Source organism: Thioclava electrotropha (genome assembly GCF_002085925.2).
Lineage (GTDB): Bacteria > Pseudomonadota > Alphaproteobacteria > Rhodobacterales > Rhodobacteraceae > Thioclava > Thioclava electrotropha.
The window spans coordinates 3,462,300-3,484,352 of record NZ_CP053562.1 but is presented as its reverse complement, the minus strand read 5'-3'; the positions used below and the strand labels follow the sequence as shown (position 1 = coordinate 3,484,352).

Here is a 22,053-nt window from a genome sequence, read left to right as displayed (position 1 = left end):
GGCTGATGGTACCGGACTGCGCCGGTACATTCGGATCGCTGCCCAGCCAATGAGCGGCCCATGATAACGAGAAAAGGGCGCGGAATATACCGCGCCCTCTTACTGTTCGTGTTGGATGACTTAAGCCCCGCTAGCCTTCGCTGGCGTTGTTCGACTTCCCGAGCGCAGCGCGTGCAACGCCTTCGTTGCCACGGATGGAGCCAGTCTTTTCGATCCGCTGCGCGATCTCGTCGCGCACGACGTCCGGGCAGTCAGGATGATTGGCGATCCGCTTGGCGTTCGCCAGCGTGGCGGTTTCGCTGAACAGGCGGAAAAACTCTTCCGCTTTGGGCGTACCCGCGAGTTGTGCCAGGACGCTCTCGAGGCTGGCGAAGAGCGCTTTGTTCGCGCGGTCGTGCTCCCGGTGCTGATCAAGAGCGATCTGCGCAGTGAGGTTTTCCGCGCGGGCTTTCATTTGCCGTTGGCGGTCGGTCATGCGGTTCCAGTCGATTACGGGATGCCGGTTTTTCTGTGCCATGTAGTCTAATCCTTTCGTGGCGCGGTTATTGCAGCGTCTGCCTCGCGTACGTCGCGAGGCTTCTTGGTCGCTGATGATGAGGTGGGTTCATCGCGCAGGGCGCGGAAATCGAATTCGCGAACTTTTTCACGTTTTCTCATCAGAGCCCCGATCGACGTCGTCGAACCGGGCGGGCGACAAGCGGCGCCGAAGCGCATTCAGCGGCAAAGAAAGCGATCTGCGCGCCTGAGCGAGACGCTGCCGGGCTTTGTCGGGCAGCGTTTTCGCGATCTCGAGAAGCGCAGCGTCCGCCGCCTCGATCTGCGTGAACTCATCAGTGAGCTCCGCGCGCGCTTCTTTGCGTGCCCGTTGGTGGAGAACTTCCAAAGCGCGTCCGAAAAGCGCCCGCACCGGCGATGGCGTATCGGCTTGAGCGACCTGTGATACCGTCTCGTTCAAATCGGACACGATATCAACGCGACCCTCGGCCACCGCAGCCGCGACATCGAGCACAGACTGTGCGTCTTGTTGACGCTGCGTGACCGTCTGCTTCTGTTTAGCAAGCGCCGATTTTTCGGCAGCGAGCGTGTCCTCGGTCTGCTTCACCACCTTGTCGCGACTGGCCAGTTCAATCTCCTGGCTCTCGCGCCATTTTCGTGGGCTGACGTGATCGCGATGTTCTGGCAACGCGATCTCGGTTCCAGGATCGGCCACTCCATTCGCGCGCGCTTCGCGGACTTTCCTGTTGTGCTTGAGCGCCTCCCTCAGGGCTTGCTTGCGCCGCTCGCCGCGCCGGAGCCCAATCGCCGCGAACCATTCACCAACGCTATCTTGCGCTTTCTCATAGCTACGGATCATCGGGTGGACTGCCGGCTGCAGCATGCGCCGACCATCCGTTGTCACTGCGCGCGGAATGATCACCGCGTGGATATGGTAGGCGGTTTCGTCGAGATCGGCGCGTGCATGAACGCAGTCATCGCCGAAGTTCGTCAAGAGCCACTGCTTGGCTCGCGTCTCGAATTGCATTTCTCGCGTCGGGCCGCTCTCCCCGAAAAACTCGGTGAGATCTTTGTCGAACCACTCTTTGTTTACCGTCAGAATGATCTCGCGCAGCGGACCGTGCCGGGTTGCGCGCCAAGGATCGCGGGGCCCCCGAAAAAGCGCATTCTTAAGTTCCGTCTTCCGACGCCGGCGGCGCAGCTGCTCCAGTTCGAGGAGATGGTTCGCGTGGCGCATGTCTTGGATCTCGTCCCACGCATCTTGTGCCCAGGTTTTCGAGCCGATGAGGCGCCGGTTGTGTGCCATGAGAGTGCGTTCGCAATGGCCGTGGTCGCCCCCACGGCGCATGCGGTGCTTCTCGTAACCCGCAAGATTGCGGGGGTGCATGCCCTGCATGCGCATGACGATTGGGTAGGAGGTTTTAGGTGCTGATGACATATTCGATCTCCGTGCTTGTGGGATCGAAATGGGTTCATGTCATTTGGCGCGGAAATCGCTGTGAATCTCCCCCGGTATCTATCCAGGAGGTGCCTGCGAGGCGGGTGTCGGGGACCGCTAGGCGACTACGGGAGGCTCAGCCACAAAGGGACGCGAAGCGGACCTTCGCTGCATAGGCAAGCTGTACGGTACGCGTTCGCTAAAGCTGACATTGGTGATCGGGTTGAATTCACATGCGCGGCATTAATGCGCTCGAGTGACACAAATCCGCGACATGGATAGCTCCGCGACTGTAAGCGGGTGCTTACAAAGCGATGACATGGGTGGAAGTCCGGCTCGCTCAGGCTAACCACTCACTGATCGGTAAACCAAAAATGTGGTGGGATCGGCATTCGGTAGTGTCGACAGGCGGCCAGAAACAGAACGATTAACCCTGATTTTACTGCACTTACCTCATTGAGGTTTAGGCAATTTTCCATGGCTGTGTCTATGACTTCCGCCACTTTCTTGAATCCTTGAGATGGCGCAACATCCGTCACGCAGACCCCGTGATACGTGTCGCCAAGCCAGAGACATTTGTCAGTCTCTTCATCAGGCAGCCAAACTTGATGCGTGCAATTTGGGAGCAACTCGGTTAGCCGCTCTACATACTCTGTCGTAGCGGTTTCATCGCCTATTCGATGAAGCCATAGATACAGGTAAGGATAGAGGATGCTCCCAGGGCATACCTCGTTTCGATACTCTGGCTCCGCCGCGCCTGGGTGGTTGAGCAAATCATGGTAATCTCGCTTGGCGATGGGATAGTGAGAGTTCAGTATCAGGGCGAGTGTCGCCTTGTTCGCGATCTCTGCGATCCATGGAGTGAAGCGCGCCGCGTTGCCCGTGATCTGCGCAAGATACATTACCAAGGCAATTTCTATCATGTGATCGTCTCGGAACGGTGAGAGCAGCGTTGGGTTGGCGTTGATAAGCCCAATCAACGCATCAATGGTTCGCTCAGTAGTCTTACGAAGAACGCTAAGCGCTTCCTCATCGTTCTGTTGCATCGTGTCTCGGAGCGAGACCGTCCAAATGCCATGCATAGCTAGCCGCCCCAACAACTCAAAAAGAGCGAGGTTGACGTCAACGGCTTCGCGCGAATTCACAGCTACAGAGAGCGCATGGAGCCGGTCACCATGGCTACGCACCGTCTTCTCTAGATAGCGGTCAGAGCAGGTTAGGAAGAGTTTGATGTACTGGTTGAGCAAGACGAAAAGCGCCTGATCGTGCTTTGTCGGCTTCTTTCGAGCAGGTTGGTTTCGGACAATATGCCAGCAATGAAACAGGCCCAACTCTGCCACATTGTGGATACTTTCAAGGTTATCGGCTTCAACGGCCCATGCCGTCACTGCATTCAAACAGATATAAGCCTGACGCAGCCTTAGTAGTTGCTCTTCCTTGCTTAGGTTCTCATCTGAGAGAAGGTCACGAAGAAATGCCTGCGAATAGGCGTAACAGGCGCTTGGCTCATTAACCATCGCCACGGCCTTCTAAAAGTTCCGGCGAGGCTCTTCTTCAAGCAGCTCTCTAGCGAGCAAGCTTCGCATCATTAGCTCGGCCAAACGGTCCCCAGACCAGCGCTCATATTTGATCTTTTCAGTTTGATGGTCGTGGCTGTAGCCAGCCCAATTCGCCATGACCGTCTCTTCGATGTCGCCACCGCAGCACAGGCATATCTTGATAGGCAAAGAGGCGTGCTCACTCGCCACGCAGGTCCGCAGATAGACATCTCTGATTTCATCAAGTTCGGGGCGAACCGATTGCGGTGTGCCGTCCCAATCATTTCGCGAAATATTGCCCGCCTTGATGCAGAACAGATAGAGAAATCTCTCTTGATCCTCGCCTGCAACCTGCCCGACGGCGGCAATATCAACGCCATACTGACGGGTTCCAAGCATGGGTAGGTTCAGCACTTCCAAGCCGATCTCGGCGAGCAAATTAGGTAAAACTGAACTATCCAATTCCTTTCGCTCTTTGAGGGAGGCGAGATACTCTTTCAGAATTATTTTCACGATGACCTCCGTTGCATGGCGCGAAAGATCGTCAACATTTCATTGAAACCCACCGGGTCGATCACCGACAGCCGAGGAAGCTCCATGCTGTAGGAAAACTCTGATAGCTCTGAAATGTTCGGATGTGTCTCTCCGCCCGTCCCGTGAATGATAGAGAAGGTTTTTCGGCCATAGAGCAGGTTCTGCGTAGTGAATAGGTCGCCAAAAATCGAACGCTCACGCGCCAGCCGCTGAATGTCGCGATTCCGCTCATGGTCTTTCATGGCAGCAGTACGACGTTGGTCATTGGAAGGCCGCAGCTCAACTAGGTTTTTGGGTGTTTCAAGGCCCGCGATATGGGCATCATGTTTCTCTAGCAACCGCTCGACACATGCAGCGATGCGTTTTGAGCGGTCGCCTCTTCGTTCCTCAAGATACTCACGAAGCTGGCCGCCATAGCTCAGCAGCAACGGATTGAAGAGCAGGTCCTCGGCATCCTGACGGGCCTCAGCTTTGCCATGCTTCACCACACTCAGCAAAATCGAGGCCGTGGTGACTTCCTTGTGCCACAGATACCCAATCGCCTTGCGCGCTAGGAAAATCTGATCAACCGCTGTCTTCGGGAGATGAGCGCGCTGAAGGTTAATGCCCGGATTATTGTCCAGACCCTTGAGCTACTCCCCATCTCTTGGACAGGATCTGACGTAATTTAAGCTACTCGTTGCACCTGCTGACCGGGTTGGTTGATATCATGTCTCTGCCAATAGACCAGCGCCGGTGGCTTGCCGCCGAGGGCTGAGTGAGGGCGCTGGTGGTTGTAGAAGGTCATCCATTTCCGGATCGCCGCCTTTGTCTCCGATCCTGTCTCCCAGGCATGCAGGTAGACGCATTCGTATTTCAGGGTTCGCCACAGCCGCTCGATGAAGATGTTGTCGAGGAATCGGCCTTTCCCATCCATCGAGATGCGCACGCCCGACCGGCGGAGCCGATCCGTCCAAGCGAAGGACGTGAACTGAGAACCCTGATCCGTATTCATTATCTCGGGCGGGCCGAACTTGTGGATGGCTTCGTTCAGCGCCTCGACACAGAAGTCGGCCTCCAGCGTGTTCGAGATCCGCCAAGACAGAACCTTGCGGGTGTGCCAGTCCATGATCGCCACGAGGTAGAGGAACCCGCGCCGCATGGGCAGGTAGGTGATATCCGAGCACCAGACCTGGTTCGGGCGATCCACCCGCAGACCTCGCAGCAGGTAGGGATAGGTCTTGTGCCCCTTCGCCGGCCTGCTTGTGTTGGGTTTCTGGTAAATCGGCATGAGCCCCATCAGGCGCATCAGTCGCCGTATCCGCTTCTCGTTCACCAGGTGGCCGTCGTTACGCAGGTGCCAGGTCATCTGGCGGACACCGAAGAACGGGGTCTCCAGGAACTGCTCGTCGATCTGCCGCATCAGGCCGAGGTTCTGTTCGGTTTCGCCCTTCGGCTCGTAGTAATAGGATGAGCGTGCGATCGACAGCAGCTTGCACTGCTGCCCAATCGACAGATCCGAATGGTTCGGCTCGATCATGCCACGCCTCACTTCCCGCCCCAAGGCTTCAGCTTTCGTTCCAAAAAAGAGTTGGCCACCGCCAGCTCCCCGATCTTGGCGTGGAGCTCCTTCACCTGCTCCTCGTCGATCTCGGGCTTCCTTCGGCCCCCGCGCTCGAACACGCCCGACGCGCCTTCGAGCAAGGCCCGCTTCCATTGATGGATCATCGTTGGATGCACCCCGAACCGGCTCGCCAGCTCGGCCGCTGTCTCTTCACCCTTCAGGGCTTCCAGCGCGACCTTTGCCTTGAACTCGGGTGCGTGCTGCTTGCGTTTCGACATCTCTGATCTCCTTCTCGTCGAAGATCAGCAGACTGCAAATCGTAGCTTATGTCAGTGTCCGAATTTCAGGGGTAGCTCACCTGGAGCAGCTCACTCAGATACCCACAAAGCTCGCGGTTACCGTTCTCTAGCCATCTTGTGTAGACATACGACGTGTTGGAAGGCTCTTCCCATAGCCACTGAGTGAAGTGGTAGTAGGTTCGTCCTTCAGGCTTGGTATCGAGTCTTGGGATGCAGTACTCAAATACTGCGGCGACTTGTGCAAAGTCCCATCGCTCATCCTTTCTATGTATCGCATGATCAAGGTTATTAAGCGTTGCATGGCTGTTCGATGGCGCCGTCGAAAGCCACCTTAAGATCAGCTCAACACTGTTTTTGGATAGGCCCGAATGGTGCAAGAATAGCATCGCAGCAAGATAGCTAAGCTCTTGTTTGTCGCCGTGTGCGCCCACAGCGTTGATCAGCTCATCTTGGCGATATCGCTTCTTCGGCCCTAAGGTTTCCCAGAGCCTAAATGCCGCCTGAATGGCATTCGCGCGTGGTTCTGGCACCGTTTCGGAGGCAAGAACCTCAAGCGCGGCGTCTATCGTCTCCATCCTCTTATCCTCGGGCAGTGTCTCCATGCGAGAAAGTGCATTTAGACCGATCATGCGAACCTTCGTTTTGGGGGATGCCAGTAGCTTGGAGGCAATGTCTTCATCATCTAGCCCAAGCACTGCAAACAAGCCGTGGGCGAGACAGAGCGGGTCTTCTTGTTCAATACCCTCAATAATGCCAGCCGCGTGATCGGGTTGATTTTTCGACCATTCTTGCAAGGCCAAATTTGGCTGGCCTGCCATGCCATCATTGCCCGCTTTTGTGACCAAGGTGCTCACCAACCGTAGAACCCCTTGATGTGAGCAATTCAGCCCCGCGATGGCTTGCGTTATTGGATGAACCGCAATCCAAAAATCATTATGCGCAAGGGCTTCAATCGCCTCCAGGTTTTGATCAGACGTAAGGTTGATGCGCTCGTCATTGTGCAGCTGCGTCAGTAAGGTTGCGATGTTGTCCCGCTCGGTTCTTAGCTCCCTTGCGGCAGTTTCTTCGATCAGCTTACCCGATGCTTCTGCCTCGGCTAGCCTTGCTTCTAGTTCCTCTTCTTCACTCATCATGGCATCTCAGCTTGGATCGCGTCACATCACTTCAATTTAGTGAATGCGCACCAGATATTTAACCAACATAGCGTTGATTTACGCTCCCCCCCTTTTTCCGCAAGGCCCCCTTGGAAACGATCTCATTGAGATCGCGTGTTGTGGTGGCGTCTTCGCGCCGGCGATTGCCCGGTGGTTCTTTGCGCTCAGATACCACAAAACAGGGCATTTCGCAGATAGCGAAACTTATGAGCCTTCCAATCTCGCGTTCGCAGCGAAAGTTTTATCTGACGGGCCGTACCGCAGCAATTGCCAGAAGAGGTAAACGGCAGCTCTGGGCCGGACAGGGGAATGACTCTTCTGCGCGGGTCAGCCGCTGGCAATCAGGTTCAGAAACTCCGTTTCACCGATTATCTGAAGGTCGTGCCCCTCGGCGATGAGCTTCTCGGCCTTGCGGTGTTTGGAGCTCTTATTCTGCCCGGCAGCCATCGCAGAAAGATCCTGGTCGCCAACGACTAGGAGGTGGACCTTCTTCGAAACGCTCTGTGTCGTCGTGATTCCGACCCGCGCAGCGGCTTCGGCAGCTTCGCTGCGGGTCATGGAGAGCGCCCCCGTGAACACCGCAACTTTCCCAGATAGTGGCCCGTCTGCGCAGCCCGCACGCGTGACCGCTGATTTCACTGCCGATCCAGTTGGCCTCGAGAGGATATCGGCGAATGAGATGCCCATTAGTAACTCGGCTCGGAGGATAACCTCAGCTGCCGCCCGGGCATCCTCGCCCGCATCGTGGTGGCGGAAATCCAGGCCCAAGGCCGTTTTCAGGTGACCGAGACCATGGCCTCCATTTCCCTTGAACTCTGGCCAGGCGCGACGCGCGACTATTACGCTGTCGTGCCATTGCAAAGGGCGAGGAACCCGACCGCAAGCTTCGGTTGCACAGCGGATCGCGCGGCCATCAAAGGAGCTGTGTTGGACGAGCATGTGTCGCTCGAGGAAGTCACCGATCGTATCCAGGAAGTCCTCGAACAGAGGTTGTCCAGATACGTGCTCCGGCCAGATACCGTGGATCTGGATGTTCATTTCAGAAAACTCGCACTGCGGGTCAATGAGCAAGGTCACGACCTCGTCCACGCCGCCTTCCACGACGCAGGCCATGCCAATCTGGCAAATACTGCTCGCGTCTGAGTTTGCGGTTTCTACGTCGATCGCGATGAAGCGGTACGATTTTGATAGCATAGCTTGCAGCATCGGGAAGGTGTTCACCGCCAAAGCGCCGCCAAGAGATTGTTTTGTCATGTTGGATCCAAATCACATGCCAGGAACTAAAGGCTCAGTTTGCATTATCTTGTCTCTGGTGTGTCAATCGGTTGCGGGCCACGTTCGGGCGAGCGCGAGTGAATGGTTGTGCATTTGCAAGATACAGCTTCAAATCCATCCTCGGGAGAGTGCCGGAGAAACCGCTGCAAAACTCTGGCCGTCGTTGTTCATTCCTACTTGAACGATCGTCTCCTATCGGCTGGGACAGGCCCTGCGGCGCGCCACCAATCGAGGAGGTCAGATGCAGATGACATTCCTCGTCGGCCCTCTTTCCCGACGACTGGTCTCTCCACCCGCTCTCCAAACGCAGCTGGCCTAGACACTCTCTAATTCCAGACGCCATCGCTCAACGGGTGCGCAGGGTCCTCTACTCACTAGACGGCCCGCGCAATCGTCCTTCGGCCAATAGCGCGTCCCGTGCGTTCGCTGGGGCGCAGCCCCAGACCCGGCGCCGCTGCGCGCCGCATGGGGGGAGCTCCACATCCCCCAAACCCCCAGGGCAGGGATCGTTCGCCACTTTCCCTGCACCCTAAGGCGCCCATCCGGCGGACCGGGGGAGACTTTCGCCAATCTCCCCGGACCCTCTCAGCGTCCTTCCGACGGATCGAAGAGGCGCTCGCCACCCTCTCCGAACTCTCCCGGCGCCCCCGGCGGGTCGAGAGGGATGTCACCCCTCTCGACGCTCTCCCCGGCACCCGCGCGATCTGCCCGCAGGCGAGCGATCAATGGGTCGCGGGAGGGCAGGCCTCGGCGCATGTCTTGCTTGCGTGCAGCGTCTTTGACGCACGCAATCAAGCCACGCCCCGAGGCCGCGTATCGGGGTTTGTTGGTGAGGTTGCGCGCGTCGTTCTTCTTATCAACGACACGAGGCACTCATGCTCCACGACCGATACCTTCGGCTGCTTCCGGGCGGCCAGCTCAAACCGGGCGATATCTTCCTCATGCGCTTCCCCTACGGCTCCGACCGCAGGCGTGATGGCGAGTTCGACATCCCGCCCGGCACGCGTCCCTGTTTGCTGCTCTCGCGCGGGCTGATCGGTGATACCCCGATGAACATCGTCGCGCCCGGTGTCAGCCCGGAAGGCCGACTGCTGCGCGAAGATGACATCGTCATTGCTGATGACGATCAAGCTGCCGCTTGCGGGCTCTATCGCCCCACCATGTTCCGCGCGTCGCATCGGCTCTTCATCGCGACCGGTTCCGACCTGTTTGAACGCAATGCTCGTATCGGGCGCCTCGGCCCCGCGCAGCGCGAACAATTCGAGGCTGTCGAGACGCTACTCGCGACCGCACCGCGCGAGGTTCGGTCCCGGCTGAGGCCGCGGGTCGCGATCTACCGCCCCAAACCTCTCATCCAACCGTAACGCGCGCCGTCGATTGGGGCTGCAGCGTCCGTCCGCCTGCCTGTCGAGGCGGACGGATCTTGCAGCCCTGCCTGTCCCCAATTTCTTCGAAAGGTAATACATGACTCACGATAAACACCCCTCCGAACTCACCGCCGAAGAGCTCCGCAAAGAGCGCAATGTGCTCGCAAACGTCGTCCATGGAGCGACCGCGACGCCGTCCCCGAAAGATCTCGAGAACGCGCCGCTTCTCGACGATTGGTTGCTCTTCACCGGTTTCGAGGACATCTCGCTGATCGGTCGACTGACGGAAGCCAACGGCCGCACCCGAACGCTGATCACGCGAGCTCTCATCGCGCTCGATGACGATCTCGAGTGGGCCTACCTCGAAGACGGCTACATGCGGCTCGGACCGCGTTTCTCCGTCGAAGAGGCACCGCCGCATCTCGCGATGCGCGCCGTCGCGACAGATCTGAGAGGGATCCGCACGCAGCTCGAGGGACAGGCATATTGGGCGCAAAAAGCGCTCGATGCGCTTGGAGAGATGCGCTGCGATGCATGATCGCGCGATCGTCCAGAACGATCCTGATGGGATCGGCTGAACCGCCACCGCTGCGGCCCCTCGATGAGGGCCGCAGCGCCCGCAGTTCAGCTTTGGAAGGATGTCCGATGTTTCAGCAACCGAACCGGATCGACGATGTGAACACCATGGCGCGCGAGGCAATCGACGCTCTCGATGCGCTGCCGGTTGACGCTCTTCGGGGCGCAGAGTTTGATCGCGATTTTTGCGAGCGACTTGTGATCAAGGGCGACGTCTTTGGTGAGAATTTTCGCGAGGCGGGTGCGGAGATCCTGCGCCACCTCGCAAGGATTGAACCCGAAGGGCGATTTGCACGCGATCTCGACAGCGCGATGCGTCGACTTCGGGACGCGATCAATGCCTCCTATAGCGCTGCCGTGGCATTCGGCGCCGAGCGCGCGACCAGTACCCAGCGAGCCGCATGATGGAAATATGACGCCGGGCGGCGTCGAAGAGATGGCGGTGGTAATCCGCCTGGGCGCGCCAACAAATCCTTTCCGCATATGCTCCAAACTCAACCGGAACCGGCGCGCCCGACTTTCCTTCCATTCGAGCGACGCGGTGTGTTCAAGACTGTTGGTTTGCACGATGCTCAGCGCGTGACAGCTCCTAGCGGCCCTGAGCCGACCTTCGTTCCAGGGAACGACGCCACTCAGCAATCCGTCGAAACGGACATTGGGGCAGTCGGGGGGGCAAGCAAATATCAGCGACGTTCTTGTGTCGCTGTCGCTTAAACACGCTTCTGCATGTCTGTTTCCCTGTCGGATCGATTAGAAAAATGGGTTGATCTATGGACATATGAGTCCATGGGTTAATACCTACTATGTTCCGTCCTTTGACAATGCGTCCTGTATCCGGAATGCATCTTCTTTAGTGGACGCTCGAGACCATGCCCCAATGCATCTTCTTTAGTGGACGCTCGAGACCATGCCCCCTGTGGACTTGAAAGTCCATAGCATGGGTCTCATATGACCATAGGCCTGAGGCGCAAGGCTCTTCACATAAAGAACTTTTAGCTTCATCTCATAGCCACGGAAACATGAAATGAGGTTATAATGTCCGAGAACGAAGATGAAGCCACGAACGTGGTCCCTCTCAACCCCAAGCAGCATCCGCAAGCGACGCTGAAAGTCCTGGATCAGAAGTGGGGCAAGGAGACTATGGAAGCCAACTACACGGTTTTGCCTAGTGCTCTGCTTCGTGGGCAGGCCCGGTTGGGGATCAACGCAACTGAGTTGGCAGTGCTGGTCCACCTGATTGACCACTGGTGGAAGGCCGATGAAATGCCTTGGCCTTCCAAGCGCACATTGGCCGATCGCCTTCGGGTGGGAGAGAAGACCATCCAGCGGGCGATAGCACATCTGGAAGAGGAGGGTCTCATCAAGAGGACCCCCCGCTTCAGCAAGAAGACCGGAGCGAGGACTTCTAACGAGTATGACCTCAAGCCCTTGGTCGAGCGCTTGAAGCCGATTGCTCAGGATCAGGTCCAGGCTGCGAAGGAGGCGAGAGCTATCAAGAAGAAGGCCGAGAAGCCGGGGCTCAAGCGGCGGAGTTCTGCAAAGAAGGCGGCCTCTGAATGAAGCGCTTGGTGACGAATGATGCTTTCTACCGCTGGGTGATGCTCGTCATTGCCATTGCTTCTCTGATCGTCGGCGTGCTGCAGGTCATCTGATCATGCCCCAATTAGCACATGCGCACAGCAGCAGGCCCAAGTGCACGGCTTGGGCCTGCTGGATTCCCTTCAGTCAGGCGTCCTGAAAGTCACGGCGTAGCATCTGAGACGCAGTCGAAGCTCGACTATCATTCGCTCCTGCCAGCTCCTTTGCTGCCGCTCGGCCATCCTCCGCGAACTCCGCGAGACGTCCTCTCAGGTCCGTTAGGTTCCTTGTGTCGATGAAGAGGCGGATCGCAGTACCTTGGAAGGAGGTTTCAAAGTTCTCTTTGCCATCTTGGCTGAGTTCGATGCCATGACCGCCAGAGCAGATCAGGAAGTGGCCACCATTCCTGCAAATGCGGTTAGTCATGTAGAGGCCGTATCCCGAGTTATTCCACTCGTTTCGTCCCTTGCCAGCCATTGGGTTACCGGAGATGCCAGGCATCAGAGAGAGCTCAAGGGCTTCCTTCTCGCCCAAGTCATCATGAGCAGGGTTCGAGGTAAGAGCTGCATGCACGCCGATACCATCATCAACGATACCCACCTCGACTTCATGCCGGCTGGGCCAGTACTGAGCACAGACATGAATGTTCTCGGACTTGCTGTGCTCCACAACGTTCCGCATGATTTCCCGGATCGAGTAAGTCAGCGTATCCTGCAGATCACCAGCTTCATCTTGAGTTAGTATCTTGGCGAGTTCTGCAGCTCGCTCCTCAATCACGTCTCCGACCTCAAGAAAACGGTCGACAGCTTCATCCTTAATCTGGGCCACATTGAGATCTCGGATGGGGATGTACCGCGAGCTTCCTGCAGCTTCCCCTGGCTCCTTGCCGTGATTTAAGCCGAACGACTTGAAGAAGCCAAGATTGGCCGCATAGCCATGGTGTTCATAGTTCATTGCGCGCCGCCGCCCGTTTGGCCGGTTTTCCCTGAAGGTCCTAAAGATCGAACTCAGGAGAAGCATTGAGAATGGCGGAAACCATCTCTTCTGCCCGAAGTCGATTATATACTCGTCGGCTTCGGGGAGCTCATGAAGCTCAGTTGCGAATTGTGCTAAAGGAATGGGGTCTAGAGATGTCGGAAGAGTAATATTCATTGGTTTGCCTATTTTTCACGCGACCAAGGCCATGAGAACCGGCGTTTCTCGATCAACTTTTCTGAGCTACCCCCTGAAATTCGGACACTGACATAAGCTACGATTTGCAGTCTGCTGATCTTCGACGAGAAGGAGATCAGAGATGTCGAAACGCAAGCAGCACGCACCCGAGTTCAAGGCAAAGGTCGCGCTGGAAGCCCTGAAGGGTGAAGAGACAGCGGCCGAGCTGGCGAGCCGGTTCGGGGTGCATCCAACGATGATCCATCAATGGAAGCGGGCCTTGCTCGAAGGCGCGTCGGGCGTGTTCGAGCGCGGGGGCCGAAGGAAGCCCGAGATCGACGAGGAGCAGGTGAAGGAGCTCCACGCCAAGATCGGGGAGCTGGCGGTGGCCAACTCTTTTTTGGAACGAAAGCTGAAGCCTTGGGGCGGGAAGTGAGGCGTGGCATGATCGAGCCGAACCATTCGGATCTGTCGATTGGGCAGCAGTGCAAGCTGCTGTCGATCGCACGCTCATCCTATTACTACGAGCCGAAGGGCGAAACCGAACAGAACCTCGGCCTGATGCGGCAGATCGACGAGCAGTTCCTGGAGACCCCGTTCTTCGGTGTCCGCCAGATGACCTGGCACCTGCGTAACGACGGCCACCTGGTGAACGAGAAGCGGATACGGCGACTGATGCGCCTGATGGGGCTCATGCCGATTTACCAGAAACCCAACACAAGCAGGCCGGCGAAGGGGCACAAGACCTATCCCTACCTGCTGCGAGGTCTGCGGGTGGATCGCCCGAACCAGGTCTGGTGCTCGGATATCACCTACCTGCCCATGCGGCGCGGGTTCCTCTACCTCGTGGCGATCATGGACTGGCACACCCGCAAGGTTCTGTCTTGGCGGATCTCGAACACGCTGGAGGCCGACTTCTGTGTCGAGGCGCTGAACGAAGCCATCCACAAGTTCGGCCCGCCCGAGATAATGAATACGGATCAGGGTTCTCAGTTCACGTCCTTCGCTTGGACGGATCGGCTCCGCCGGTCGGGCGTGCGCATCTCGATGGATGGGAAAGGCCGATTCCTCGACAACATCTTCATCGAGCGGCTGTGGCGAACCCTGAAATACGAATGCGTCTACCTGCATGCCTGGGAGACAGGATCGGAGACAAAGGCGGCGATCCGGAAATGGATGACCTTCTACAACCACCAGCGCCCTCACTCAGCCCTCGGCGGCAAGCCACCGGCGCTGGTCTATTGGCAGAGACATGATATCAACCAACCCGGTCAGCAGGTGCAACGAGTAGCTTAAATTACGTCAGATCCTGTCCAAGAGATGGGGAGTAGCTCATTTCAGCTATACTGGGCCAGTGATCCCGGTCTTTCTCGGTGGCTTCTAGCCGCTGTCGGAGCTAATTATTCTCGACGTTTTTGGCGGCGAGTTCCAGAGCTTCTAAGGAAATACTAGGGTCAGGACCCGTGAAGATTTGCTTGGGAGGAGGGCGGGCTCGTTCGAAATGAACTCGAGCTGCTTGGCGACCACTCTGAAACGCGAGTTGCATTTTTTCGTGATCGCATTTCCGCGCTCTGACCGATGAACCCAGCTTCTTCGTAGGATCATCACGAAGGAGCTTGCCATGCCATCCGCCCCCATCACCGCCGCGAACGATACGCTCGATGAAGCGACGGCAGTGCCGCCCGCCTGCAACGCGATTGCGCGGCTGCTGGCGCGCGCTGTTGTCCGGGATCTCGCGAATGCGATCCCCGCCAACAGCCCCGCCGCGCCTCACAAGGAGAAAGCACAATGACGAAACGCGTCGCAATCTATGCTCGCTACAGCTCGGGTCTCCAGAAGCAGACTTCGATCGACGATCAGGTCGCCATGGCGGAGCGTTTCGCGGCCGAGCGCGGCTGGGTGGTGACACATCGTTTCACGGATTACGAAAAATCGGGCCGCAACACGCGCCGCGAAGGCCTCCAGGCGCTGTGCGCTGCGGTCAACGCGAGGCAGGTCGATGCGATCGTCATCGAAGCTGTCGACCGCCTCACCCGCAAGATCGCCGACGCGCTCAATCATTACGAGCTGTTCCAGTTCCAGCAGGCCGAGCTTTACTCTGTAGCTGAAGGTCAGCAGGACTTCTTCAAAGTTCTGATCAATGCGCTCGGCGCGCAGCTTTATGCGCAGATGATCGGTGAACACACGCGCCGCGGAATGGTGCAGGGGCTCACCCGAAAGCGGCTTCACACGAGCGCATATGGCTACCGCAAGTGTGAAGGCGACGAAGGGCTCAATCGCGAGATCGATCCCGAGGAGGCCGAAGTTGTGCGCCGCATCTTTCGCGAGTTCGCTGATGGGCATTCGACGCAGGCGATCGTCAAGCGGCTGAACGGAGATGGCATTCCGGCCCCACGCGGCGGCACATGGGATATCAGCACCATCCGCGGCAACCCGGCACGGTTCGAAGGCATACTCCGCAATCGTCTTTACATCGGCATTGCAAGCGTCGCGAAGACGTCACGCCGCTATCATCCCGAAACTGGCAGCAAAGAAGTCTACGAAACCCCGGGCGCCGCCGCGGAGATCGAGATTCCGGCGCTCCGGATCATCGATCAAGATCTATGGAAGCGAGTAGAAACGCAGCTTGCGACCCAAGCCGTAAAAGCCAAAAGCAAGGGCAATCCCGTCGGGGCCCGGCGCAGTAAGCACCTGTTGAGCGGTTTGTTGGTCTGCGGCTGCTGCGGCGCGACCTATGTGAAAGTCGGCCGAACCCATTTCGGCTGCCGCGAAGCCCGCAAGGGGGCGTGCAACAACAAGAAGACAATTCACCGTGATCGGATCGAGGCGCGTGTCTTCTCGAAGCTTCGGGGCACCTTTCTGACGTCGGAGCTCGCTGCAAGCTTCGACGCCGCGCTGAAGGCGGAGTACAAGGCGCTGGCGAGCGCCCAGGGCGCAAATGCTGTAACTCGGCTCGAGCGTCGTCTTAAGAAAGCGTGTACCAGCCGCCAACGGATCTTTGAAGCGATCGAGCAGGGCGCGCCATACAGCGCTTACAAGGTGCGCGCGGAAGAGCTCGAACGCGAGATCGCCAATCTCGAAGCCGAGCTGTCTCAGCATCAGGAGACCCGCTCGGTGCTGCCACAGCTTCCGACCGACAGTGCAGCGCTCTTTGCGCGCGCCGTGCAGGAGCTCGAGACACTGCTCGCCGACCCCGAACTTGTTCACCAAGCCAATGAGCATCTTCGAGAACTAATAAGGCGGGTCGAGTTGAGACCCGACCCATACGCACCAGACGCCCTTGCCGCCGAGATCACCACTGATCTCGGCGCTTTGCTTTCCGCCGGGGGTGTTACGCCGAGTATCGTCGATATTTTCAGCGCCATGCGGCAACTATCGGTCAGGCAGGGGGCTCTGCCCCCATCTCCTCCGGAGATTCCCCCGGGATATTTTGGCCAAGGCGAAGAAGCTGTTTTGCTTCTCCTTGATTGAAATATCCCGGGGTGAATTCGGCGGAGCTGAAGAGGGGCAGCGCCCCTCAACCTTAAAGGATTTCGAGAACCGTCTCGGGTGGGCGACCGATGCGGGCTGCGGTCTCGGTCAGTACGAGCGGACGTTCGATCAGCTTCGGATTGGCGGTAAGCGCCGAGAGGATTTCATTCTCATCGGCGTCTTTCGTAAGGTCGGTGTCCTTCCAGCGGATCATCGCGGCGGCGGGCTGGCCGAGTTTCATCAGCGCGTCCTGCAGCTCGGCCATGGTCGGCGGCGCTTTCTGGTAGTCGCGCACCTCAGGGGCGATCCCGCGGGTTTCGAGCAGCCTCAAGGTCTCGCGCGATTTCGAGCAGCGCGGATTGTGCCAGATCGTTACAGCCATTTGTCCCTCCCGGTGCCGATTGCCTCGGAAACGCTGGCGAAGCCGTCGCGTTCCAGAAGCGCGTCGAGGCCGCGCGCGATATCGGCGGCGAGCGAGAGGCCCGCGAAGACCATCGCGGTGTAGAGTTGTACGGCGGAGGCACCCGCGCGGATTTTCTCGTAGGCCTGCTCGGCAGAGCCCACGCCGCCCACGCCGATCAGCGGCAGCGCGCCCGCGGTATGCTGCGACAGCTGCGCCAGAACGCGGGTCGATTTCTCGAACAAAGGCGCGCCGGAAAGGCCGCCCTGATCGGAGGGGTTGGGCGAGGTCAGACCTTCGCGCGAGAGCGTCGTATTGGTTGCGATGATCCCGTCGATACCGCTTTCCAGCGCGACCTCGGCGATTTCGGCCAGTTCCTCGGCGCTCAGATCGGGGGCGATTTTCAGGAAGACCGGAATGCGCCGCGCGAGGGTGTCACGAGTCTCGATCACGCCAGCCAGCAGCGCCGACAGCGCGGCTTTGCCCTGCAGATCGCGCAGCTTCTCGGTATTGGGCGAGGAGACGTTGACCGTCGCGAAATCCAGATGCGGACCGGCATGGGCCAGCACGGTCGCGAAATCTTTCGCGCGGTCGGCGGCGTCTTTGTTGGCGCCCAGATTGAGGCCCACCGGAATACCTTCCGGGCGCTTTGCCAGCCGCTCGGTGATCGGTCCCATGCCCTGATTGTTGAAGCCGAAGCGATTGATCGCGGCGCGGTCGGCGGGCAGGCGCCAGAGGCGGGGCGGCAGGTTGCCTTCCTGCGGGCGGGGCGTCGCGGCGCCCACTTCGATGAAGCCGAAACCCGCGCGCATCAGCTGCGGCACGGCTTCGGCATTCTTGTCGAAGCCCGCCGCGAGGCCCACCGGGTTCAGAAGTGACATCCCCGCCAGATCGGTCTTCAGCCGGGGCGAGGTGATCGGGCCGGGCAGGGGCGCGAGCCCCATCCGCAGCGCGCGCAGCGAGAGGCCATGGGCCTTTTCCGGGTCGATCTTCTGGAAGGCCGCAAGGCCCACGCGCTCGATCAGGGTGGTCACGACATTTCCTTCGGGAAGATATGGCCCGCAGCCCCCAGGGGCAGGGCGTGGTCCCAGACGACTTCGCTGAGATTCAGCGGGCGGTAGAGATGCGGGAAGAGCTGATCGCGGCGCGAGGGCTCCCATTTCAGATCTGCGCCCATCGCGGTGGAGTCGAATGCGACCAGCACCAGATCGGATTCGCCCGCGAAATGTTTCGCAGCCGTTTCGACGACCTGATCGGCGGTTGAGAAATGGATATAGCCGTCCGCGAGGTCGACCGGCGCGCCGAGCGTGTGCCCGGCTTCGCGAAATGCATCCCATTCGGGGCGGCGGAGGATTTTGTAAATCAACATGGCTTTCCCTTGCCCGAAAACGCGCCGTCCGGTCAAGCGTGGGGCTTGCGTAGGACGCGTGGCGGCATAGCTTTGTGCCATGTGCGGACGTATGGCCAACACCCTTCCCGTCGATGCGATGGCGCGTCTGTTCAAGGCGGTGCCGGGCAATGACGTGCCGGGTGGCGAGCGGCTCAACATCTGCCCGACCGAAAGCCTGCCGGTCTGTGTCTCCGGCGAGGGGCAGCGGCAGTTGCGGGCGATGCGCTGGGGCTTCATCCCGCATTGGTACAAGACGCCGACGGACGGGCCTTTGCTGATCAATGCGCGGTCCGAGACCGTGGCGGAAAAGCCCGCCTTCCGAGAAGCGATCCGGTCGCGGCGCTGCCTGATTCCGGCGGACGGGTTTTACGAATGGCATCGCGAGGGAGAGGAGAAGCTGCCTTTCTATGTCTCGCGCAAGGACGGCGCGCCGATGGTGTTCGGCGGGCTGTGGCAGGATTGGGAGAAGGGTGGCGAGTTGCTGACCACCTGCGCCATCGTGACCTTGCCGGCGGGGCCGACCCTCGCCCCGATCCATCACCGCGAGCCGTTGGTTCTCGAGCAAGCCGATTGGGCGAAATGGCTGGGCGAGGAAGGCCATGGCGCGGCGACCCTGATGCAGCCGAGGCCCGAGGGCATCCTGCAGGCGTGGCGCGTGGGGCAGGAGGTCAATTCGAACCGCGCCTCGGGGCCGGGTTTGCGCGAACCGCTTGCTGATCCCGCTTGAATGGTGCGGCATGGACCGCTAAGGAGAGGCCAGAGCGCGGGTGTAGCTCAATGGTAGAGCCGCAGCCTTCCAAGCTGAAGACGTGGGTTCGATTCCCATCACCCGCTCCATCCTCCCCAAGATCACAGCGATACGCGTCGTCGAGACGAAAAAAACCGCCCGAGGGACGATCGGGCGGCTTCAGACGTTCGGGATCTGTGGGTGGCGCAGTGCTGCGCTCATTTGGTCAGGATCAGCTTGCCCGCCTTCGTGATGCGCAGCGTATAGACCTGACCGTCCAGCACGATATGGGCGAGGTTGCCCTTGCCGGTCAGCACCTCTGCGTCATGGACGGGCAGGGCGTTGGCGAAGCTCTCATTGATGCTCATCTGCGGCCTCCCTCGATCCGGTCGAGCGTCGCTTCGAGCGCGCTCTGGCCCGGGGGGAAACCGCTGCACAGCGCCTCGACGATGTCGCGCAGGCTCAGCGGCGGATCGATATCAACATGCGTGTCGGCCCGGTATCGGGGGCCGGGGGAAGAGGGGCGTTTCATCTCCGGTCTCCATCTCGCGAAAGCGGCTCGTCGGGGATCGACTGGCTGATGGAAATAACCTGAGTGAAATGATCGGAATTGTAAAGGCGATTCTTTTACTAAGGAATTGCACAGGTGACCCTGCATCTGTGCAGACATAGTTCGGGAACCGAAGGGGGATCAGTTGGCGGGGCGGATCAGAACCACTGGCCGGGTTCGATCAGGCCCAGATCCATGAGCTGCTGGCTCGACCAGTTGAAGCGTTCGGAATTGACCCAGGTGAAGCTATGCACGTCATAGGTCGACCCGGGATTGAACTTCAGCGCTTTCGCGACCCGGAACGAGGCGGTGGCACAGGTCAGGTTATGGTGCCACGGGCAGGAATAGGTGTTGTATTCCTCGTCGTTGAACGTGTGGTCGGGACGCAGCTTCAGGCCGGACTTGGCGCGGAACAGGGCGATCCGGTCGATCTTGCGGCGCTGGGCGGGGACATGCTCCTCGAAGCGCCAGCGCAGCCCGCCGAAGAAATCCAGCTGCCGCTCTTTCGGGTGGTCGTGGTTCTCGGGATCGAGCCGGGCCAGCGCGTAATAGCCTGCCTTGTCGAACATCGCGTTCTCGGTATCGACGCCGTTCGGATGCGCCTCCAGATCGCCGGTATAGAGGTCGATCACATAGCTCAGCATCGAGGCGCGGCGTTCTTCGGTATGAAAGCTCAGAACCTCGCCGATCGAGCGGCTCTCGCAGAAGGGGAAGAACAGGTATTCCGCGTTGAAGCAGTAATAGAGCCAGGTGCCCGCGGGTACTGCCGCGATGATCGGGTTGATCGCGAGGGGGGCTGCGTCGCGGCGGTTCAGCTCGAAATCGATGCGGTAGATTTTCGTCGGGCTGTCGGCGGCCAGATCGTCCGGCAGGTCCATGGCGGCATGGCCCAGAACCAGCAGCACCGGAAACCCGAGGTCGACATGGTGGCGGATCGTGCTTTCCAACTCGACCCCGTCCTCCGCGAGGATCACGCCGACCGGGCCTTTGGACAGCGCCGCGCTCTGGCGGGTGAGAAAATCGATCAGCGAGGAATATTTCATGCCCGATGCAGCCCTTTCGCGGGGTCTTCGGGCGCAGGATCGGGGAAGGCTCGCATGAAATCAAGCCTTTACGGCCCGCCCCATGCGCGACCTTGCGGGAAAGGGTGATTTGGCTGTATCAGGCCCGCTGGAAAGACGCGCGAGGATTGGCATGAGCGACGCTCCGAAAAAGCTGCATATCAAAACCTATGGCTGTCAGATGAACGTCTATGACAGCGAGCGCATGGCCGAGGCCATGGGCGCCAAGGGCTATGAGCTGACCGACGATGTGGGCGCGGCCGATATGGTGCTGCTCAACACCTGCCATATCCGTGAGAAGGCGGCGGAGAAGGTCTATTCCGATCTGGGGCGTCTGCGTCCGTTCAAAGAGGCCAAGCCCGACCTGAAGATCGGTGTCGCGGGCTGCGTGGCGCAGGCCGAGGGTGACGAGATTCTGCGCCGCTCGGATCTGGTGGATCTCGTCGTCGGCTCGCAAAGCTATCACAAGCTGCCCGAACTGGTCGCGCGGACCGATAATGGCGCGCGCCCCGTCGAGACCGAGTTCCCGCTGGAAGACAAGTTCGACCATCTGCCCGCGCGGCCCGTGCAGGCGCGCCCGACCGCGTTCCTGACGGTGCAGGAGGGCTGCGACAAGTTCTGCGCCTTCTGCGTGGTGCCGTATACGCGCGGGGCCGAGGTTTCGCGCCCGGCCGACAAGATCCTGCGCGAGGCGCAGGCGCTGGTCGAGAAAGGCGTGCGCGAAATCACGCTGCTGGGTCAGAACGTCAACGCCTATCACGGCGAGGGTGAGGGCGGTGACTGGTCGCTCGCGCGGCTTGCCCGGTCGCTGGCCAAGATCGACGGGCTGGAGCGTATCCGCTACACCACCTCGCACCCGAACGACATGGAAGACGATCTGATTGCGGCGCATGGCGACGAGCCGAAGCTGATGCCGTATCTGCATCTGCCGGTGCAATCGGGCTCGGACAAGATCCTCAAGGCGATGAACCGCAAGCATACGGCGGAGAGCTATATCCGCCTGATCGAGCGTATCCGCGCCGCGCGCCCCGACATCGTGATCTCGGGCGATTTCATCGTGGGCTTCCCCGGCGAGACCGATCAGGATTTCGAGGACACGATGGCGCTGATCCGCGAGGTCAATTACGGCATGGCCTATTCGTTCAAATATTCGCCGCGCCCGGGCACGCCCGCGGCTGGCGCGAAGGGCGCGGTGCCGGCCGAGGTCGCCGATGCGCGGCTGCAAGAGCTTCAGGCGCTTCTGACCTCGCAACAGCGGGCCTGTCAGGAGAGCATGATCGGGCGCGAAGTGAACGTGCTTTTTGAGAAGCCCGGGCGGCTGGACGGCCAATGGGTCGGCAAATCCGACTACCTGCAGGCGGTCCATGTCTCGGGCGAGGGGCTTGGCCCCGGCGTTCTGGCGAAGGTGCGGATCACCGGCACGGCGCCGAATTCGCTGGCGGGCGAGTTGATCTGAGCTCTCGCCGCGTTGAGGCCTCAAATGAAAAGGGCCGCGTGATCCGCGG

At 59.5% G+C, this 22,053-nt stretch carries 24 protein-coding genes and 1 tRNA gene; 10 read left to right on the top strand and 15 right to left on the bottom strand.

Translation table 11 applies throughout. The annotated features are described in order from the left end of the window. Positions 1 to 130: 130 nt before the first annotated feature. From AKL02_RS16465 to AKL02_RS16430, 8 genes are all read right to left on the bottom strand, one after another. On the bottom strand, positions 131 to 517 hold the full coding sequence (locus tag AKL02_RS16465) for a hypothetical protein (protein ID WP_083078538.1): 387 nt from the start codon (positions 515 to 517) through the stop codon (positions 131 to 133). A 126-nt stretch (positions 518 to 643) separates the two neighbouring features. Beyond that, positions 644 to 1,933, bottom strand: coding sequence for a plasmid recombination protein (locus AKL02_RS16460; protein WP_108722392.1), 1,290 nt, complete (start codon positions 1,931 to 1,933; stop codon positions 644 to 646). 353 nt (positions 1,934 to 2,286) lie between these two features. Continuing rightward, the gene (locus AKL02_RS16455) at positions 2,287 to 3,450 is read right to left on the bottom strand and encodes a hypothetical protein (RefSeq protein ID WP_198453204.1); all 1,164 of its coding nucleotides are present in this window, start codon (positions 3,448 to 3,450) and stop codon (positions 2,287 to 2,289) included. A 12-nt stretch (positions 3,451 to 3,462) separates the two neighbouring features. Next, positions 3,463 to 3,984 (bottom strand): hypothetical protein, encoded by a 522-nt coding sequence (locus tag AKL02_RS16450; protein ID WP_198453203.1) that lies wholly within the window; start codon positions 3,982 to 3,984, stop codon positions 3,463 to 3,465. Then, a complete protein-coding gene (locus tag AKL02_RS16445; RefSeq protein WP_133051976.1) occupies positions 3,981 to 4,490 on the bottom strand; it encodes a hypothetical protein in 510 nt (169 codons plus the stop codon). The genes AKL02_RS16450 and AKL02_RS16445 overlap by 4 nt, the downstream gene beginning before the upstream one ends. Positions 4,491 to 4,672: 182 nt before the next feature. After that, a protein-coding gene (locus AKL02_RS16440) for an IS3 family transposase (protein ID WP_232621810.1) occupies positions 4,673 to 5,826 on the bottom strand; the annotation gives its coding sequence in 2 pieces (ribosomal slippage) (positions 4,673 to 5,574 and positions 5,574 to 5,826; 1,155 coding nt in all). A gap of 65 nt (positions 5,827 to 5,891) precedes the next feature. Next, entirely contained in the window at positions 5,892 to 6,977 is a 1,086-nt protein-coding gene (locus AKL02_RS16435; protein WP_198453202.1) for a hypothetical protein, read from the bottom strand. Between the two features lie 351 nt (positions 6,978 to 7,328). Beyond that, positions 7,329 to 8,255, bottom strand: a complete 927-nt coding sequence (locus AKL02_RS16430) for an exonuclease domain-containing protein (protein ID WP_232621646.1) — start codon at positions 8,253 to 8,255, stop codon at positions 7,329 to 7,331. Positions 8,256 to 9,151: 896 nt separating this feature from the next. Between AKL02_RS16430 and AKL02_RS16425 the strand changes: the two genes are divergently transcribed. The 4 genes from AKL02_RS16425 (at position 9,152) to AKL02_RS16410 (ending at position 11,779) form a co-directional block, all read left to right on the top strand. After that, positions 9,152 to 9,640 carry a hypothetical protein gene (locus AKL02_RS16425; RefSeq protein WP_083080420.1) on the top strand — a complete coding sequence of 163 codons (489 nt, stop codon included), beginning with the start codon at positions 9,152 to 9,154 and terminating at the stop codon, positions 9,638 to 9,640. Positions 9,641 to 9,740: 100 nt separating this feature from the next. Then, positions 9,741 to 10,181, top strand: coding sequence for a hypothetical protein (locus AKL02_RS16420; RefSeq protein ID WP_083080417.1), 441 nt, complete (start codon positions 9,741 to 9,743; stop codon positions 10,179 to 10,181). Positions 10,182 to 10,288: 107 nt separating this feature from the next. After that, a complete protein-coding gene (locus tag AKL02_RS16415) occupies positions 10,289 to 10,624 on the top strand; it encodes a hypothetical protein (RefSeq protein ID WP_083080415.1) in 336 nt (111 codons plus the stop codon). A gap of 630 nt (positions 10,625 to 11,254) precedes the next feature. Beyond that, positions 11,255 to 11,779 (top strand): helix-turn-helix domain-containing protein, encoded by a 525-nt coding sequence (locus AKL02_RS16410; RefSeq protein WP_083080413.1) that lies wholly within the window; start codon positions 11,255 to 11,257, stop codon positions 11,777 to 11,779. 165 nt (positions 11,780 to 11,944) lie between these two features. Here AKL02_RS16410 and AKL02_RS16405 read toward each other — a convergent pair whose 3' ends face one another. Next, positions 11,945 to 12,751 (bottom strand): ATP-binding protein, encoded by an 807-nt coding sequence (locus tag AKL02_RS16405; RefSeq protein ID WP_133052026.1) that lies wholly within the window; start codon positions 12,749 to 12,751, stop codon positions 11,945 to 11,947. A gap of 340 nt (positions 12,752 to 13,091) precedes the next feature. Here AKL02_RS16405 and AKL02_RS16400 point away from each other — a divergent pair. The 3 genes from AKL02_RS16400 to AKL02_RS16390 all read left to right on the top strand — a co-directional run bounded on the left by AKL02_RS16400 (position 13,092) and on the right by AKL02_RS16390 (position 16,420). Further along, positions 13,092 to 14,245, top strand: a protein-coding gene (locus tag AKL02_RS16400) for an IS3 family transposase (RefSeq protein ID WP_232621810.1) whose coding sequence is annotated in 2 segments (ribosomal slippage) — positions 13,092 to 13,344 and positions 13,344 to 14,245 — 1,155 coding nt in all. Because the reading frame shifts where the segments join, the coding sequence is not laid out codon by codon here. Positions 14,246 to 14,570: 325 nt separating this feature from the next. After that, positions 14,571 to 14,741 (top strand): hypothetical protein, encoded by a 171-nt coding sequence (locus AKL02_RS16395; protein ID WP_165756929.1) that lies wholly within the window; start codon positions 14,571 to 14,573, stop codon positions 14,739 to 14,741. Continuing rightward, on the top strand, positions 14,738 to 16,420 hold the full coding sequence (locus AKL02_RS16390) for a recombinase family protein (RefSeq protein WP_083075651.1): 1,683 nt from the start codon (positions 14,738 to 14,740) through the stop codon (positions 16,418 to 16,420). The genes AKL02_RS16395 and AKL02_RS16390 overlap by 4 nt, the downstream gene beginning before the upstream one ends. A 52-nt stretch (positions 16,421 to 16,472) precedes the next feature. Here AKL02_RS16390 and arsC read toward each other — a convergent pair whose 3' ends face one another. From arsC to AKL02_RS16375, 3 genes are read right to left on the bottom strand one after another with little or no spacing between them, the layout of a single operon-like run. Continuing rightward, positions 16,473 to 16,802 carry an arsenate reductase (glutaredoxin) gene (gene arsC, locus AKL02_RS16385; protein ID WP_083075654.1) on the bottom strand — a complete coding sequence of 110 codons (330 nt, stop codon included), beginning with the start codon at positions 16,800 to 16,802 and terminating at the stop codon, positions 16,473 to 16,475. Further along, entirely contained in the window at positions 16,793 to 17,845 is a 1,053-nt protein-coding gene (locus AKL02_RS16380) for a quinone-dependent dihydroorotate dehydrogenase (protein WP_083076177.1), read from the bottom strand. Before AKL02_RS16380 ends, arsC begins: the two co-directional genes overlap by 10 nt. Positions 17,846 to 17,850: 5 nt before the next feature. Next, positions 17,851 to 18,189, bottom strand: a complete 339-nt coding sequence (locus AKL02_RS16375) for a DUF952 domain-containing protein (RefSeq protein ID WP_078520541.1) — start codon at positions 18,187 to 18,189, stop codon at positions 17,851 to 17,853. Positions 18,190 to 18,268: 79 nt separating this feature from the next. Between AKL02_RS16375 and AKL02_RS16370 the strand changes: the two genes are divergently transcribed. Beyond that, entirely contained in the window at positions 18,269 to 18,937 is a 669-nt protein-coding gene (locus tag AKL02_RS16370) for an SOS response-associated peptidase (protein WP_083075657.1), read from the top strand. Positions 18,938 to 18,973: 36 nt separating this feature from the next. Then, positions 18,974 to 19,047, top strand: a tRNA-Gly gene (locus AKL02_RS16365). A 108-nt stretch (positions 19,048 to 19,155) separates the two neighbouring features. Here AKL02_RS16365 and hemP read toward each other — a convergent pair. The 3 genes from hemP to AKL02_RS16350 form a co-directional block, all read right to left on the bottom strand. Next, complete coding sequence (hemP, locus tag AKL02_RS16360) at positions 19,156 to 19,305, bottom strand: hemin uptake protein HemP (RefSeq protein WP_075774069.1); 150 nt, start codon at positions 19,303 to 19,305, stop codon at positions 19,156 to 19,158. Beyond that, the gene (locus AKL02_RS16355) at positions 19,302 to 19,469 is read right to left on the bottom strand and encodes a hypothetical protein (RefSeq protein ID WP_158522126.1); all 168 of its coding nucleotides are present in this window, start codon (positions 19,467 to 19,469) and stop codon (positions 19,302 to 19,304) included. Before AKL02_RS16355 ends, hemP begins: the two co-directional genes overlap by 4 nt. A gap of 176 nt (positions 19,470 to 19,645) precedes the next feature. Continuing rightward, complete coding sequence (locus AKL02_RS16350) at positions 19,646 to 20,530, bottom strand: glycosyltransferase family protein (RefSeq protein WP_083075659.1); 885 nt, start codon at positions 20,528 to 20,530, stop codon at positions 19,646 to 19,648. Positions 20,531 to 20,681: 151 nt separating this feature from the next. Between AKL02_RS16350 and miaB the strand changes: the two genes are divergently transcribed. Next, complete coding sequence (gene miaB / locus AKL02_RS16345; RefSeq protein ID WP_078569903.1) at positions 20,682 to 22,004, top strand: tRNA (N6-isopentenyl adenosine(37)-C2)-methylthiotransferase MiaB; 1,323 nt, start codon at positions 20,682 to 20,684, stop codon at positions 22,002 to 22,004. Positions 22,005 to 22,053: the final 49 nt, after the last annotated feature.